Source organism: Pseudomonas sp. TE3552, assembly GCF_056278945.1.
Genome location: NZ_JBWBQJ010000001.1, coordinates 6,003,217 through 6,018,466, shown reverse-complemented (window position 1 = coordinate 6,018,466; position 15,250 = coordinate 6,003,217). Strand labels below are relative to the sequence as shown.

Annotated in this window: 13 protein-coding genes; 7 read left to right on the top strand and 6 right to left on the bottom strand. The window is 58.0% G+C overall.

Annotated elements, in window-relative coordinates; all coding sequences use genetic code 11:
- The first annotated feature begins 32 nt into the window (after positions 1–32).
- The 6 genes from ACZ9BB_RS27275 to ACZ9BB_RS27250 all read left to right on the top strand — a co-directional run bounded on the left by ACZ9BB_RS27275 (position 33) and on the right by ACZ9BB_RS27250 (position 6,414).
- Positions 33–1,067, top strand: coding sequence for an ion channel (locus tag ACZ9BB_RS27275; RefSeq protein ID WP_476217773.1), 1,035 nt, complete (start codon positions 33–35; stop codon positions 1,065–1,067).
- Positions 1,054–1,728: a DUF2491 family protein gene (locus ACZ9BB_RS27270; protein WP_476217771.1), complete on the top strand. Its 675-nt coding sequence runs from the start codon at positions 1,054–1,056 to the stop codon at positions 1,726–1,728. The genes ACZ9BB_RS27275 and ACZ9BB_RS27270 overlap by 14 nt, the downstream gene beginning before the upstream one ends.
- Before the next feature lie 14 nt (positions 1,729–1,742).
- Entirely contained in the window at positions 1,743–2,171 is a 429-nt protein-coding gene (locus ACZ9BB_RS27265; RefSeq protein ID WP_476217770.1) for a DUF350 domain-containing protein, read from the top strand.
- 19 nt (positions 2,172–2,190) lie between these two features.
- Positions 2,191–2,919 (top strand): DUF1190 domain-containing protein, encoded by a 729-nt coding sequence (locus tag ACZ9BB_RS27260; protein WP_476217768.1) that lies wholly within the window; start codon positions 2,191–2,193, stop codon positions 2,917–2,919.
- A gap of 12 nt (positions 2,920–2,931) precedes the next feature.
- Positions 2,932–4,089 (top strand): glutathionylspermidine synthase family protein, encoded by a 1,158-nt coding sequence (locus ACZ9BB_RS27255; RefSeq protein WP_476217767.1) that lies wholly within the window; start codon positions 2,932–2,934, stop codon positions 4,087–4,089.
- Between the two features lie 120 nt (positions 4,090–4,209).
- Entirely contained in the window at positions 4,210–6,414 is a 2,205-nt protein-coding gene (locus ACZ9BB_RS27250) for an OsmC domain/YcaO domain-containing protein (RefSeq protein WP_476217765.1), read from the top strand.
- A 73-nt stretch (positions 6,415–6,487) separates the two neighbouring features.
- Here the strand turns inward: ACZ9BB_RS27250 and ACZ9BB_RS27245 are convergent, their stop codons facing one another.
- Positions 6,488–7,009: a single-stranded DNA-binding protein gene (locus ACZ9BB_RS27245; protein WP_007933689.1), complete on the bottom strand. Its 522-nt coding sequence runs from the start codon at positions 7,007–7,009 to the stop codon at positions 6,488–6,490.
- Between the two features lie 9 nt (positions 7,010–7,018).
- Positions 7,019–8,416, bottom strand: coding sequence for an MFS transporter (locus ACZ9BB_RS27240; protein ID WP_476217763.1), 1,398 nt, complete (start codon positions 8,414–8,416; stop codon positions 7,019–7,021).
- 180 nt (positions 8,417–8,596) lie between these two features.
- Here ACZ9BB_RS27240 and uvrA point away from each other — a divergent pair, with 180 nt between their 5' ends.
- Positions 8,597–11,431 (top strand): excinuclease ABC subunit UvrA, encoded by a 2,835-nt coding sequence (gene uvrA, locus ACZ9BB_RS27235; protein WP_476217761.1) that lies wholly within the window; start codon positions 8,597–8,599, stop codon positions 11,429–11,431.
- Positions 11,432–11,495: 64 nt separating this feature from the next.
- On the opposite strand, the gene bfr is transcribed toward uvrA, so the two are convergent.
- From bfr to ACZ9BB_RS27215, 4 genes are all read right to left on the bottom strand, one after another.
- Positions 11,496–11,960: a bacterioferritin gene (bfr, locus tag ACZ9BB_RS27230; protein ID WP_007896795.1), complete on the bottom strand. Its 465-nt coding sequence runs from the start codon at positions 11,958–11,960 to the stop codon at positions 11,496–11,498.
- Positions 11,961–12,115: 155 nt separating this feature from the next.
- Positions 12,116–13,564, bottom strand: coding sequence for a catalase (locus ACZ9BB_RS27225; RefSeq protein WP_476217759.1), 1,449 nt, complete (start codon positions 13,562–13,564; stop codon positions 12,116–12,118).
- 238 nt (positions 13,565–13,802) lie between these two features.
- Positions 13,803–14,189: a 50S ribosomal protein L17 gene (gene rplQ, locus ACZ9BB_RS27220; protein WP_007955635.1), complete on the bottom strand. Its 387-nt coding sequence runs from the start codon at positions 14,187–14,189 to the stop codon at positions 13,803–13,805.
- Between the two features lie 42 nt (positions 14,190–14,231).
- On the bottom strand, positions 14,232–15,233 hold the full coding sequence (locus ACZ9BB_RS27215) for a DNA-directed RNA polymerase subunit alpha (protein WP_003186012.1): 1,002 nt from the start codon (positions 15,231–15,233) through the stop codon (positions 14,232–14,234).
- Positions 15,234–15,250: the final 17 nt, after the last annotated feature.

The following is a 15,250-nucleotide window of genomic DNA, read 5'->3' as shown; positions in this document are numbered from 1 at the left end:
AGGAATGAGCACCCCATGGAGTCAGGGACGATATGTCGATTTTTCTTTTATTGCGCGCGTACGCTTCGTCCTTCTTTCATCGGTTCGGTTGGGCAGGCCTGGCCATCGCGTTGGGCGTGCACCTGAGCACGGCCTACATCGGCCTGGTACTTTTGGGCGAACAACACCTCACCGCCCCCGCCACGTTCATCTACTTCTATCTCACTACCACGCTTACCGTCGGCTATGGCGACCTTGCGCCACAGACATCCGCAGGACGGATTTTCGTGGCCACCTGGGTCATGCTCGGGGGCATTGCGCTGCTGACGGCAGCCATCGGCAAAACCACCAGCAGTGTCATCGATGTATGGAGAAAAGGCATGAAGGGCAAAGGCGATTTCACCGGCAAGGTCGGCCACACCGTTCTCATCGGCTGGGAAGGTGCGTCCAGCGAGCGGGTCATTGAGTTGTTACTGCTGGACGAAACCTCCAATGACAACCTGATCGTCATTTGCGATTGCGACCTGGAAGAAAACCCCATGCCGGGTAAAGCGGCCTTTATCAAAGGCGAGAGCCTGTCCTCTGCCGCGCTGTTGCTGCGTGCCGGCGTGCCTGGCGCCGAGCGCGTCCTGGTGCGAACCCACTCAGACGATCTGACCCTGGCCACCGTGCTGGCGGTCAATCAACTGAGCCCGCTCGGGCATGTGGTCGCCCACTTCAACGCAAGTGAAATCGCTACGCTCGCCAGCGCCTATGCGCCGAGCCTGGAATGCACCTCAAGCATGGCCATCGAGATGTTGGTGCGTGCCTCCCAGGATCCGGGCTCGTCAGTGGTCATCAATGAATTGCTGTGCGTGGGTCAAGGCGCCACCCAATACCTGATGCGACTGCCCGAGACCTTTGAAGCAACATTCGGCGACCTATACGCCCAGATGAAAGAACAGCACAACGCTACTCTTATCGGCTACCGCGCCAAAGGCGCCCGACAGCCTGCGATCAACCCGCCCGGCGCCACTCGCGTCGAGGGCGGTGAACTCTTCTACATCGCCTCCACTCGCCTCAAGGAAATCTCCAATGGGATGGTTTAAACAGTTGATGGGGCTTGAGGCCCCGAAAGCGACTACAGATTCGAAATGGACAGCCAGCCAAACCCTGCCTGTCACCGGCCCGCTGGGCCTGGCATTGGGCAAGGGCGTGATGTTCGATACCACCCTGAAATTGCTGCTCGACGAAAAAACTGCTGTGGTCATCCCGGGCTCCCAGCAGGTCTGGAGCGCCGGCACCATCGAGCTTGGGCAGTCGAACTGGCTGTCGCGCTATTACATGAACGATGAAGACTACTGGCTGCAAGTGCACACCACGGGTGACATCGCCGGACAGGTCGAGTCGGTGATCCTGTTCAACTACCTCAGTTACGTCACCATCAACAGTGAAGCGGAGCTGCGTCGACTGGCCGGCCCTCAAAGCCTGATCGGCCTGCCGACCTACACCCACAACGGTGTCGAATACACCCGCGAGTGGGGCACCGAGAACGGCCAGACAGAACTGGTGACGTTGAGCGAACGTCTGAACAATCCGGATGAGTCGTACAGCATCGAGCACCGTTCGATGCTGTACGCCCGCGAAACCGGCCTGACCGATCGCCGGGAATTCCTGCTGTTTTCCGTCGAAGAAGACGCCGAAGGCACCATCAGCTTGAGCACTTCGCTGGGCATTTCACTGTACACGACCGACCTGAACACTTTTTAAAAAGGAAGAAGTCCATGCTTGAAGCGCTCTCCATCTCCCTGAACAAAGCCGCTGTGCTCGGGTTTGTTGCGTACATCCTCGGCGCCGCCGTGCTGTTCGCGCTGTTCCAGTTCATCTACACCCGAATCACGCCACACAGAGAGTTCGAACTGATCCGTTCGGGCAACGTCGCGGCCGCGATCGCGCTGGGGGGCGCCATCATCGGTTTCGCCATTCCGGCCAGCAATGTGATTGCCTACTCGATCAGCATTCTGGACTTCGTCGTCTGGGCGGTGATCGCAGCTTTTGTACAACTGCTGGCGTTCCTGGTGACCAGCCTGGTGCTTAAAGGCGCCTCTGAACGCATCAAAAAAGGCGAAATCGCTGCGGGTATTTATATCGCGGCAGTGGCCATCAGCGTCGGCATGTTGAACGCCGCCTGCATGACCCCTTCCCAGAACTGATTGCGCCACGGAGATCCCGATGAAACGAAGCAAGTACGTTCAGCTCTCGCTGGCCGCGTCGGTCGCCATGGCGATATCAGGCTGCGGGCCGACGGAAAAAACCTACGAGATACACAAAAAGTACAACTTCCAGTCCGTCCAGCAGTGCGCCGATGAAAAGCTCCCGGTCGACATCTGTTCTGACGCCTATATGAAGGCCATGGCCCAGCATCGAAGCATTGCGCCGGTGTACGACAACCAGGCTGATTGCGACGCCGACTTTGTCGCCGACTGGTGTCAGCAGGATTCCGCCGGCAAGTTCATCCCCAAGCTCGGCGGTTTCGAGCTGAGTGCCGATGGCGAAGTGACGCAGTCCGAAGTGGACGCGGCCAAGGCTAAATTGCCCGCATCGGAAGCGACTGCCGCAGGGTCGGGCTTCTCCGGCAGTAGCCTGCTGACGGGGCTGCTGATCGGCAACATGCTCAGTAACAACCGCAACAGTTACTACTCCGAACCGGTCTACCGCTATCGCGATGATCGCGGCAGCTACTCGTCCTCGACACTCAGCCAGCGGGTATCGTCAGGTGCAACCTTCAACAGGTCCAATCAGGCGCGCTACGGCAGCAGTAGCAGTTACACCGACACCATCACCCGCAGTAAGCCGGTGTCTGTTGCGGCCTCCACTTCCCGCGGCGGCTTCGGCAGCCAGGCCAGCGCACGCAGCGGCTGGGGTGGATCGAGCAAGGGTTTTGGCGGGTCGAGCAGTTAAGGAAACAGGGCCATGAAGAAAATCCTCTGCGCAGAGCGTCATGACTGGAAACAGACCGCTGAAAGCCTCGGTTTTCTGTTCCATACCATCGACGACGAACCCTATTGGGACGAGAGCGCGTACTACCAGTTCACGCTCAAACAGATCGAGAACGATCTCGAAGACCCGACCACCGAGATTCATGAGATGTGCATGGACCTGGTGGCCCGCGTGGTGCAGAGCGAGGAGTTGCTGGAGCGCCTGAGCATTCCCGCGCCGTTCTTCGACATGGTTCGCACTTCATGGCTCGAAGGCCACCCGCATCTGTACGGGCGCATGGACTTCTCCTATAACGGCACCGGGCCAGCCAAGCTGCTGGAACTCAACTACGACACGCCGACCAGCCTGTATGAGGCCGCGGCGTTTCAGTGGGGCTGGCTGGAGCAATGCATCGAACGCGGCTTGCTGCCCAAACACGCCGACCAGTTCAACAGTATTGACACCAAGCTGCATCAGGCCTTTGCCCAACTGCAGCTCAAACAGCCCTTCTATTTCGCCTCGATGAAAGGCTCGGTCGAAGATAAAGGCACCACCGATTACCTGCGCCTGGTCGCGGAAAAGGTCGGCATCGAATCGCGGCACATCGATATCGAAGACATTGGCCTCACCAGCGATGGACGTTTCGTCGACCTCGAAGATCGCTGGATCCCTCATTTGTTCAAGCTGCATGCCTGGGAGTTCATCTTCCACGAGCCCTTTGGTGCAGCAATTGCACAAAGCGATACACAGTTTTTCGAGCCGGCCTGGAAATCAATCATTTCCAACAAGGGCATCCTGCCGCTGCTGTGGGAGTTCAACAAAGGTCACCCGAACCTGCTCGCGGCGCACCTGGATGCCGACCCGGGCAAAGCGGTACCCAAGGGCTGGGTGCGCAAGCCGTTCTTCTCACGGGAAGGCGCGAACATCGAGCTGCAAACCGCTGACGGCCTGATCGTAAAAGAGGACGGGCCCTACACTGATGCGCCATTTATCCTTCAGGAGTTCGCCCCGCTGCCGAAATTTGGCGACAGCTACACGCTGATCGGCTCTTGGGTGATCGGGGATCAGGCGGCCGGTATCGGCGTGCGTGAGGACAACAGTTTGATTACCAAGGATTCGAGCCGATTCTTGCCGCATCTGATACTCGACTGACCCCGCCATCGCCCACTAAAAAGGCCTGGTGGCGACATATCGTCAGACACCCACAAGACTTACTGCGCAAATGCCGGATAATGGCGGCCATTCGTTTAGCCGCTATTCTGGTAATCCCCCATGGAAATCAAGGTCAACTTTCTCGACAACCTTCGACTTGAAGCCAAGTTCGACGACTTCACGGTGGTGGCCGATCAACCTATCCGCTACAAGGGCGATGGCTCGGCACCGGGTCCGTTCGACTACTTCCTGGCTTCGTCGGCGTTGTGTGCGGCGTATTTCGTAAAGTTGTACTGCGACACTCGCAGTATTCCCACCGAGAACATCCGCCTGTCGCAGAACAACATTGTTGATCCGGAAAACCGCTACAACCAGATTTTCAAAATCCAGGTCGAGTTGCCGGCGGACATCTCCGACAAGGACCGCCAGGGCATCCTGCGCTCCATCGACCGTTGCACCGTGAAAAAAGTGGTGCAAGCCGGGCCTGAGTTTGTGATCGAAGAAGTCGAAAACCTCGACGCCGATGCCCAGGCGTTGCTAATGCCTGCGTCCAGTTCAGAGGCGAGCACTTATATCGCGGGCAAGGATCTGCCGCTGGAGCAAACCATCGCCAATATGTCAGCCATTCTGGCGGACCTGGGCATGAAGATTGAAATCGCCTCGTGGCGCAATATCGTGCCCAATGTGTGGTCTCTGCATATCCGCGATGCGCACTCGCCGATGTGCTTTACCAACGGCAAGGGTGCGACCAAAGAAGGCGCGTTGGCATCGGCGTTGGGCGAGTTTATCGAGCGACTCAACTGCAACTTCTTCTACAACGACCAGTTCTGGGGCGAAGACATCGCCGACGCAGCGTTTGTGCACTACCCGGACGAACGCTGGTTCAAGCCTGGCCGTAAAGATGAGCTGCCAACTGAAATTCTCGACGAGTACTGCCTGAAGATTTACAACCGCGACGGCGAGCTGCGTGGCTCCCATCTGATCGATACCAACTCGGGCAATGAAGAGCGCGGCATCTGCTCGCTGCCGTACGTGCGCCAGTCGGACGGCGAGGTGGTGTATTTCCCGTCCAACCTGATTGAAAACCTGTTCCTGAGCAACGGCATGAGTGCCGGTAACACGCTGGCCGAAGCCCAGGTGCAGTGCCTGTCGGAGATTTTCGAGCGCGCGGTAAAACGCGAAATCATCGAAGGTGAATTTGCCCTGCCGGATGTGCCGGCCGATGTGCTGGCGAAGTACCCCGGGATACTAGCCGGTATTCAGGCGCTGGAAGAGCAAGGGTTCCCCGTGTTGGTGAAGGATGCGTCCCTGGGGGGTGAATTCCCGGTGATGTGCGTCACGTTGATGAACCCGCGTACCGGTGGTGTGTTCGCCTCGTTCGGCGCGCATCCGAGCCTGGAAGTGGCGCTGGAACGCAGCCTGACCGAATTGCTGCAGGGCCGCAGCTTCGAAGGCCTCAACGACTTGCCCCAGCCGACGTTTGAAGGGCATGCGGTGACCGAGCCGAATAACTTCGTCGAGCACTTTATCGACTCCAGCGGCGTGGTGTCGTGGCGCTTCTTCAGTGCCAAATCGGATTACGAATTCGTGGAATGGGACTTCTCCGGCCAGGGTGAAAACTCGAACGCTGAGGAAGCCGCGACCTTGTTCGGCATTCTCGAAGGCATGGGCAAGGAAGTGTACATGGCGGTTTACGAGCATATCGGCGCGAAGGCGTGCCGCATCCTGGTGCCGAACTATTCGGAAATCTATCCCGCGGACGATCTAATCTGGGATAACACCAACAAAGCGCTGTTTTTCCGCACCGATATCCTGAACCTGCATCGCCTGGACGAAGACGAACTGCAAGCGCTGGTTGAGCGCCTGGTGGAAAGTGAGCTGGACGACTACACCGACATCACCACCTTGATCGGCATCGAATTTGACGACAATACGGCTTGGGGTCAGCTGACGATCCTGGAGTTGAAGCTGCTGATTTATCTCGCCTTGCAGCAATTTGAAGAGGCGAAAGAGGCGGTGGAAATGTTCCTGCAGTACAACGACAACACGGTTGAGCGTGGCTTGTTCTACCAGGCCGTCAATGTGGTACTGGAGATGAAGCTGGACGAAGACCTGGAACTGGAAGACTACGAGGCCAATTTCCGCCGGATGTTTGGCAACGAGCGGACGGATGCAGCGATCGGATCGGTGGACGGCAGCGTGCGCTTCCATGGCTTGACGCCGACCAGCATGAAACTGGAGGGGCTCGACAGGCACCTGCGGTTGATCGATAGCTACAAGAAACTGCACATGGCGCGGGCCGGCGTGACTACTTTATCCAGTTAACAGCGCCCACAAAAAAGCGAAGCCAGATCACTGGCTTCGCTTCATATGTTGTTACTTACTGGATAGCTGCTTTTTAGAACGGAATATCGTCATCAAAGCTGTCGAAATCCGGAGCTGGCTGAGGAGCGGCCTGCGGTGGAGCCGGGCGCGACTGTTGCGGTGCCGACTGCTGCGGACGCGGAGCCTGCTGGCGTGGAGCCGGGGCGGACTGCTGGTAGTTATTGCCCCCGCCTTGTTGGTCACCCTGCTGTGGACGGCCGCCCAGCAGCTGCATGGTGCCTTGCATGTCGACCACGATTTCAGTGGTGTAACGCTTGATACCGTCTTTTTCCCACTCGCGGGTCTGCAGCTTGCCTTCGATGTATACCTGCGAACCTTTGCGCAGGTATTCGCCGGCGATCTCGGCAACCTTGCCGAACATCGAAACACGGTGCCATTCGGTCTTCTCGACCTTCTGACCGGTTTGCTTGTCGGTCCATTGTTCGCTGGTCGCCAGACTCAGGTTGGTCACGGCGTTACCGTTAGGCAAGTAGCGAACTTCGGGATCCTGGCCGCAAGTGCCGACCAATATGACTTTGTTAACCCCACGGGCCATAACGTTCTCCTAGGCTACGCACGCTGCCTCGGCCGGGTTGTTCACCAGGCGCTCAAGGGTCGTGCGATCCAATAGTTCTGTGTCCAATTTGATGTAAATCGCCGCTTCATCAGCAACGATCACCGCATCTGTTACCCCTACGACGGCCTTCAGGCGCTCGACCAGACCCGCTTCGCGGATCGCCTCGGGCGACAACGGCAAGCGCAGGCTCGTCACGTAAGGTGGTTCGCGCATGGTAACAGCAAAGGCCAGCCAGAGGGCAGCCAGGCCGGCGCATCCGAGGAATACAACCGACAAACCGCCGTGCTGGAACAGCCAGCCGCCGAGGATCCCGCCCAATGCCGAACCGAGGAACTGACTGGTGGAATAAACCCCCATCGCCGTGCCTTTGCCGCCTGCCGGTGAAACCTTGCTGATCAGCGACGGTAGCGAAGCTTCCAGCAGATTGAACGCGGTGAAAAACACCACCGTGCCGATCACTAGGGCCCGCAAGCTGTCACCAAACTGCCAGAAGAATAGCTCAGTGAGCATCAGCGTCAGGACGGCACCGAGCAAAACTCGTTTCATTTTGCGTCTTTTCTCGCCGTAGATAATGAACGGGATCATGGCGAAGAAGGAAATCAGCAGTGCGGTCAGGTATACCCACCAGTGCTGCTCCTTGGGCAGCCCGGCTTTTTCGACCAACGCCAGGGGCAATGCCACGAAGCTCGACATCAACATCGCGTGCAACACAAAAATGCCCAGGTCCAGGCGCAGCAGGTCCGGGTGCTTGAGCGTCGGTATCAGCGCCTGACGCGCGACACCGGACTCGCGGTGCTGCAATGGCCCCGTGGCGCGCGGCACCATGAACATCACGATGACGATACCGAGCAGCGCCATGCCGCCGGTGGCGAAGAACAGCCCCGAGAGGCCGAAGGCACGGGTCAGCAATGGCCCTACCACCATGGCGACAGCGAACGACAGACCGATGGTCATGCCGATCATGGCCATGGCTTTGGTCCGATGCTGTTCTCGGGTCAAGTCCGACAGCAACGCCATGACCGCCGCGGAAATCGCCCCGGCGCCTTGCAGGATACGTCCGGCGATAACGCCCCAGATCGAATCGGCATTGGCCGCCAGCACGCTACCCAGGGCGAAGACAATCAGCCCCAGGTAAATCACCGGACGTCGACCGATGCGGTCGGAAATGAAGCCAAAAGGAATCTGAAAAATCGCCTGGGTCAGGCCGTAAGCGCCAATCGCCAACCCGATGAGGGCCGGGGTCGCGCCTGCCAGGTCCATCCCATAGGTCGCCAGCACCGGCAACACCATGAACATGCCAAGCATACGGAATGCGAACACCAGGGCCAGACCGCTTGCCGCGCGGGTCTCACTGCCACTCATGCGTTCGCTGTGGGGATCGTGCATGGAAAAACCTCATGTGAACCGGCGGCGATTCTACCAGTCCCATCGATTGACGGGGTACATCGCGACGCTTTGACGCGCAGCTTTCATGTAAGGCTGCGACGCCCTCATTCGATAGTGTGCATCCATCCAGTATTTGGCCGTATACTCCTACGTTTTCGACGCCCGCCGAGCGAGGCCACTTTGGACAAGATCCTGATTCGTGGGGCCCGAACCCACAACCTGAAGAACATCGACCTGACCCTGCCACGGGACAAACTGATCGTTATCACCGGCTTGTCCGGATCCGGCAAGTCGTCCCTGGCCTTCGACACGCTGTACGCCGAAGGCCAGCGCCGTTATGTCGAATCGCTGTCGGCCTACGCCCGGCAGTTCCTGTCGATGATGGAAAAACCTGACGTCGACACCATCGAAGGTCTGTCGCCAGCGATCTCCATCGAACAGAAGTCGACCTCGCACAACCCGCGCTCGACGGTGGGCACCATCACCGAAATCTACGACTACCTGCGCCTGCTCTACGCTCGCGTCGGCATTCCGCGCTGCCCGGACCACGATATTCCGCTGGAAGCCCAGACCGTCAGCCAGATGGTCGACCTGGTGCTGGCACAACCGGAGGGCAGCAAACTGATGCTGCTGGCCCCGGTGATCCGCGAGCGTAAGGGCGAACACCTCTCGGTCTTCGAAGAACTGCGGGCCCAGGGTTTTGTGCGGGCCCGGGTCAACGGCAGGCTCTGTGAGCTGGACGAGTTGCCGAAGCTGGATAAACAGAAGAAGCACTCGATCGATGTCGTGGTCGACCGCTTCAAGGTCCGCGCCGATCTGCAACAACGCCTGGCCGAATCGTTCGAAACCGCGCTGAAACTGGCGGACGGTATTGCGCTGGTAGCGCCAATGGACGACGAACCCGGCGAAGAAATCATCTTCTCCGCGCGCTTTGCCTGCCCGATCTGCGGCCACGCCATCAGCGAGCTGGAACCCAAGCTGTTTTCCTTCAACAACCCGGCCGGTGCCTGCCCGACCTGCGATGGCCTGGGGGTTAAACAGTTCTTCGACACCAAACGTTTGGTGAACAGTGAATTGACCCTGGCCGAAGGCGCGATCCGCGGCTGGGACCGGCGCAACGTCTATTACTTCCAGATGCTTGGCTCGCTGGCCGCCCACTACAAGTTCAGCCTCGAAGTGCCGTTCAACGAGTTGCCTGCCGACCAGCAGAAATTCATCCTGCACGGCAGCGGCTCGCAGAATGTCGACTTCAAGTACCTGAACGACCGTGGCGATATCGTCAAACGCTCGCACCCGTTCGAAGGCATCGTGCCGAACCTGGAACGCCGCTACCGCGAAACCGAATCCGCTTCGGTTCGCGAAGAACTGGCCAAATTCCTCAGCACCCAGCCCTGCCCGGATTGCCGTGGCACCCGTCTGCGTCGCGAGGCGCGGCACGTGTGGGTTGGCGAGAAGACGTTGCCGGCGGTGACCAATCTGCCGATCGGCGATGCCTGCGAATACTTCGGCGTGCTGAAACTGACCGGCCGTCGTGGCGAAATTGCCGACAAGATTCTCAAGGAAATCCGCGAGCGCCTGCAGTTCCTGGTCAACGTTGGCCTGGACTATCTGTCACTGGATCGCAGTGCCGACACGCTGTCCGGCGGCGAGGCCCAGCGTATTCGCCTGGCCAGTCAGATTGGCGCCGGCCTGGTGGGGGTTCTGTACATCCTCGATGAACCGTCAATTGGCCTGCACCAGCGGGACAACGACCGGTTGCTGGGCACCCTCAAGCACCTGCGGGACATCGGTAACACAGTGATCGTGGTCGAGCACGACGAAGACGCGATTCGTCTGGCCGACTATGTGGTGGATATCGGCCCGGGTGCGGGTGTGCACGGTGGGCATATCGTCGCCGAAGGTACGCCGGCCGAGGTCATGGCTCACCCTGATTCGCTGACCGGCAAGTATTTGTCGGGTCGAGTTAAGATCGCAGTGCCAGCCAAACGCACGCCGCGTAACAAGAAGTTGTCGCTGTCCCTTAAAGGCGCCCGTGGCAACAACCTGCGCAATGTCGATCTGGAGATCCCGATCGGCCTGTTGACCTGCGTGACGGGTGTGTCCGGCTCGGGCAAGTCGACGCTGATCAACAACACGCTGTTCCCCTTGAGCGCTACCGCACTCAATGGTGCTACGACCCTGGAAGCTGCGGCTCACGACAGCATCAAAGGCCTTGAGCATCTGGACAAGGTCGTCGACATCGATCAAAGCCCGATCGGTCGCACGCCTCGCTCCAACCCGGCGACTTACACCGGGCTGTTCACGCCGATTCGCGAGCTATTCGCCGGGGTACCGGAATCTCGATCCCGCGGTTACGGCCCGGGGCGCTTCTCCTTCAACGTGAAAGGCGGACGCTGCGAAGCCTGTCAGGGCGATGGCCTGATCAAGGTGGAAATGCACTTCCTGCCGGACATCTATGTCCCGTGTGACGTCTGCAAGAGCAAGCGCTACAACCGCGAAACGCTGGAGATCAAGTACAAGGGCAAAAGCATCCACGAAACCCTTGAGATGACCATCGAGGAAGCCCGAGTGTTCTTCGACGCGGTTCCAGCCTTGGCGCGCAAGCTTCAGACGTTGATGGACGTAGGCCTTTCCTACATCAAGCTGGGGCAATCGGCGACGACGCTGTCGGGCGGTGAAGCCCAGCGGGTGAAACTGTCCCGCGAGCTGTCCAAGCGCGATACCGGCAAGACCCTGTATATCCTCGACGAACCTACCACCGGCCTGCACTTCGCCGATATCCAGCAACTGCTCGATGTACTGCATCGTCTGCGCGACCACGGCAATACCGTGGTAGTGATCGAGCACAACCTGGACGTGATCAAGACCGCTGACTGGTTGGTGGACCTGGGGCCGGAAGGTGGCTCCAAGGGCGGCCAGATCATTGCCGTCGGTACGCCGGAGGAAGTGTCCGAGATGAAGCAGTCTCACACCGGCTACTACCTCAAGCCGCTGCTGGAGCGTGATCGGGCCTGAATCCGGCTCTAAAAAAAAGCCCCTGTCACTTGCTCAGTGACAGGGGCTTTTTGTATCGGTGCAATCAGGCGTGGGATTGCAGGTAGTTCTCGAGACCGATCAACTTGATCAGACCCATCTGCTTTTCAAGCCAGTAGGTGTGGTCTTCTTCGGTGTCATGCAATTGAACCCGCAGCATCTCGCGGCTGACATAGTCCTTGTGCTGCTCGCAGAGTTCGATGCCCTTGCAGAGCGCGGCGCGGACTTTGTATTCCAGGCGCAGGTCAGCGGCGAGCATGTCCGGCACAGTGGTGCCAACATCAAGGTCGTCCGGACGCATGCGAGGCGTGCCTTCGAGCATCAGAATTCGACGCATCAGGGCATCAGCGTGCCCGGCTTCTTCTTCCATCTCGTGGTTGATACGTTCGTAGAGCTTGGTGAAACCCCAGTCCTCATACATCCGCGAATGGACGAAATATTGATCACGGGCTGCCAGTTCACCTGTCAGCAACGTGTTGAGGTAATCGATTACGTCTGGGTGACCTTGCATCGCCCTACATCTCCCTGCTTGAAAGTCTGTAGTTTGAACCAACCCGACCGGAAGGTCACTCGCCTGACGCAATAAAAGCGAAGATATTCTGAGAAAAGCGGTTTAAATAACGCAAAAACCGCCCAAATGAGGGCGGTTCTGCTTATCGTTTAGACTTAGTTAAGCTGTACGTTGAGTGCCTTTGCGATTCCTTCTCCATACGCCGGGTCGGCCTTGAAGAAATGCTGCAATTGGCGATCAACCACATCGCTGGAAACACCAGCCATTGCGCCGGCAATGTTGTTGATCAGCAGAGTTTTCTGCTCATCGCTCATCAGACGGAACAGCGCACCAGCGTGGCTGTAGTAGTCGGTATCTTCGCGATGATCGTAACGATCAGCCGCGCCACTCAAGGCCAAAGCGGGTTCCGCGTAGCGCGGTGCCTGTTTCGGTGATTCTACGTAGCTGTTCGGCTCGTAGTTCGGGGCTGCACCACCATTGCTGCCAAACGCCATCGAACCATCGCGCTGATAAGTATTAACCGGGCTGCGAGGCGCATTCACCGGCAGTTGCTGGTGGTTGGTCCCCACGCGGTAGCGGTGAGCATCGGCGTAGGCGAACACACGACCTTGCAGCATGCGATCAGGCGACAAACCAACACCCGGCACCATGTTGCTTGGACCGAACGCCGCCTGCTCGACTTCAGCAAAGTAGTTCAGCGGATTACGGTTGAGCTCCAGCTCACCCACTTCGATCAGCGGGAACTCTTTCTGCGACCAGGTTTTAGTCACGTCAAACGGGTTCTCGTAGTGAGCCGCGGCTTGAGCCTCAGTCATGATCTGGATGTTGACGCTCCATTTCGGGAAGTCACCGCGCTCAATGGCACCGAACAGGTCACGTTGTGCGTAATCCGGATCAGTACCGGCCAGGCGTGCAGCTTCTGCAGGAGCGAGGTTCTTGACCCCTTGCCTGGTCTTGTAGTGCCACTTCACCCAGTGACGCTCGCCATTGGCATTGATCAGGCTGTAGGTGTGGCTACCGAAGCCGTGCATGTGACGATAGCCGTCCGGGATGCCGCGATCCGAGAACAGGATAGTGACCTGATGCAACGCCTCAGGCGAATGCGACCAGAAATCCCACATCGCCTGCGCGCTTTTCAGGTTGCTTTGCGGCAAGCGCTTTTGGGTGTGGATAAAGTCGGGGAATTTCAGTGGGTCACGAATGAAGAACACTGGTGTGTTGTTGCCAACGATGTCCCAGTTGCCTTCTTCTGTGTAGAACTTCAGTGCAAAACCACGTGGATCACGCTCGGTGTCAGCCGAACCGCGTTCGCCGCCCACGGTGGAGAATCGCAGAAAGGTCGGGGTTTGTTTGCCCACGGACTCAAACAGCTTGGCACTGGTGTACTGCGTGATGTCGCGAGTCACGGTGAACGTACCGTAGGCACCCGAGCCTTTAGCGTGTACACGACGCTCCGGGATGTTTTCACGATTGAAGTGGGCGAGCTTCTCGATCAGATGGAAATCGTCGAGCAGCAATGGGCCTCGAGGGCCGGCGGAGCGGGAATTCTGGTTATCAGCGACAGGAGCGCCACTGGCGGTCGTAAGCGTTTTATTCTGGCTCATGCGATCTATTCCTCTGTCAGTCTTGGAACTGCCGGCTAATCGGCTGGGAGGGAGTATTGACCATCAAGGTGACTGCTACAAATTCATTAACCTGCAGGCATCGATAGAAAATTACTAATGATAGTTCCCCCGCATATAGTGCAGACATAAACAGGATCGAAGCTTGTACAAACCGCGCATTTATTACGGACACAAAAAACCGGGCACTAGGCCCGGTTCCTTGTTTCAGACTGACGTCTTACTCAGCGGATACAGCTTCACCGCCGACAGCACGATCAACCAACTCGACATACGCCATAGGCGCGTTGTCGCCAGCGCGGAAACCGCACTTGAGGATGCGCAGGTAGCCACCCTCACGGGTAGCGTAACGCTTGCCCAGGTCGTTGAAGAGCTTACCAACGATAGCTTTCGAACGAGTACGGTCGAAAGCCAGACGGCGGTTAGCTACGCTGTCTGTCTTGGCCAAAGTGATCAGCGGCTCAGCAACGCGACGCAGTTCTTTGGCTTTTGGCAGTGTAGTTTTGATCAGCTCGTGCTCGAACAGCGACACCGCCATGTTTTGAAACATGGCCTTGCGGTGCGAGCTGGTGCGGCTCAGGTGACGACCACTTTTACGATGACGCATGGTTCATTCCTTACCAAACACAACGTTCGGTGATTACGACGATCAGGCAGTCGCCTTGTCGTCCTTCTTAAGACTTGCAGGCGGCCAGTTGTCGAGGCGCATGCCGAGGGACAGACCGCGGGAGGCCAGAACGTCCTTGATTTCAGTCAAGGATTTCTTGCCAAGGTTCGGAGTCTTCAACAGCTCTACTTCGGTACGCTGAATCAGGTCGCCGATGTAGTAGATGTTTTCCGCCTTAAGGCAGTTAGCCGAACGTACAGTCAGTTCCAGATCGTCAACCGGGCGAAGCAGGATCGGATCGATCTCGTCTTCCTGCTCGACAACCACTGGCTCACTGTCACCTTTGAGGTCGACGAACGCAGCCAACTGCTGTTGCAGGATGGTTGCAGCACGGCGGATAGCCTCTTCAGGATCCAGGGTACCGTTGGTTTCCAGATCAATAACCAGCTTGTCCAGGTTAGTACGCTGTTCGACACGGGCGTTTTCCACCACGTATGCGATACGGCGAACCGGGCTGAACGAAGAGTCAAGCTGCAAGCGACCGATGCTGCGGCTTTCATCTTCATCGCTCTGACGCGAGTCTGCCGGTTCATAACCACGACCACGAGCTACAGTGAGCTTCATGTTCAGGGCGCCGTTAGACGCCAGGTTAGCGATTACGTGATCGGGGTTAACGATCTCGACATCATGATCCAGCTGAATATCGGCAGCGGTAACCACCCCCGAACCCTTCTTCGACAAGGTCAGCGTAACTTCGTCTCGACCGTGCAGCTTGATAGCCAGACCTTTAAGGTTCAACAGGATTTCAATTACGTCTTCCTGTACACCTTCGATGGCGCTGTACTCATGGAGCACACCGTCAATCTCGGCCTCGACTACTGCACAGCCGGGCATTGAGGACAACAGGATGCGGCGCAGCGCGTTGCCCAGGGTGTGGCCGAAACCACGCTCGAGAGGCTCGAGTGTGATCTTGGCGCGGGTTGGACTGACAACCTGCACATCAATATGGCGGGGTGTCAGGAACTCATTTACCGAAATCTGCATGGATGCACCTATTTTCT

What these genes read in the sequence shown, in the direction of transcription:
- ACZ9BB_RS27275 (WP_476217773.1), top strand. Translation starts at nt 33, where the DNA reads ATGTCGATTTTTCTTTTATTGCGCGCGTACGCTTCGTCCTTCTTTCAT.
- ACZ9BB_RS27270 (WP_476217771.1), top strand. Translation starts at nt 1,054, where the DNA reads ATGGGATGGTTTAAACAGTTGATGGGGCTTGAGGCCCCGAAAGCGACT.
- ACZ9BB_RS27265 (WP_476217770.1), top strand. Translation starts at nt 1,743, where the DNA reads ATGCTTGAAGCGCTCTCCATCTCCCTGAACAAAGCCGCTGTGCTCGGG.
- ACZ9BB_RS27260 (WP_476217768.1), top strand. Translation starts at nt 2,191, where the DNA reads ATGAAACGAAGCAAGTACGTTCAGCTCTCGCTGGCCGCGTCGGTCGCC.
- ACZ9BB_RS27255 (WP_476217767.1), top strand. Translation starts at nt 2,932, where the DNA reads ATGAAGAAAATCCTCTGCGCAGAGCGTCATGACTGGAAACAGACCGCT.
- ACZ9BB_RS27250 (WP_476217765.1), top strand. Translation starts at nt 4,210, where the DNA reads ATGGAAATCAAGGTCAACTTTCTCGACAACCTTCGACTTGAAGCCAAG.
- ACZ9BB_RS27245 (WP_007933689.1), bottom strand. Translation starts at nt 7,009, where the DNA reads ATGGCCCGTGGGGTTAACAAAGTCATATTGGTCGGCACTTGCGGCCAG.
- ACZ9BB_RS27240 (WP_476217763.1), bottom strand. Translation starts at nt 8,416, where the DNA reads ATGCACGATCCCCACAGCGAACGCATGAGTGGCAGTGAGACCCGCGCG.
- bfr (WP_007896795.1), bottom strand. Translation starts at nt 11,960, where the DNA reads ATGCAAGGTCACCCAGACGTAATCGATTACCTCAACACGTTGCTGACA.
- ACZ9BB_RS27225 (WP_476217759.1), bottom strand. Translation starts at nt 13,564, where the DNA reads ATGAGCCAGAATAAAACGCTTACGACCGCCAGTGGCGCTCCTGTCGCT.
- rplQ (WP_007955635.1), bottom strand. Translation starts at nt 14,189, where the DNA reads ATGCGTCATCGTAAAAGTGGTCGTCACCTGAGCCGCACCAGCTCGCAC.
- ACZ9BB_RS27215 (WP_003186012.1), bottom strand. Translation starts at nt 15,233, where the DNA reads ATGCAGATTTCGGTAAATGAGTTCCTGACACCCCGCCATATTGATGTG.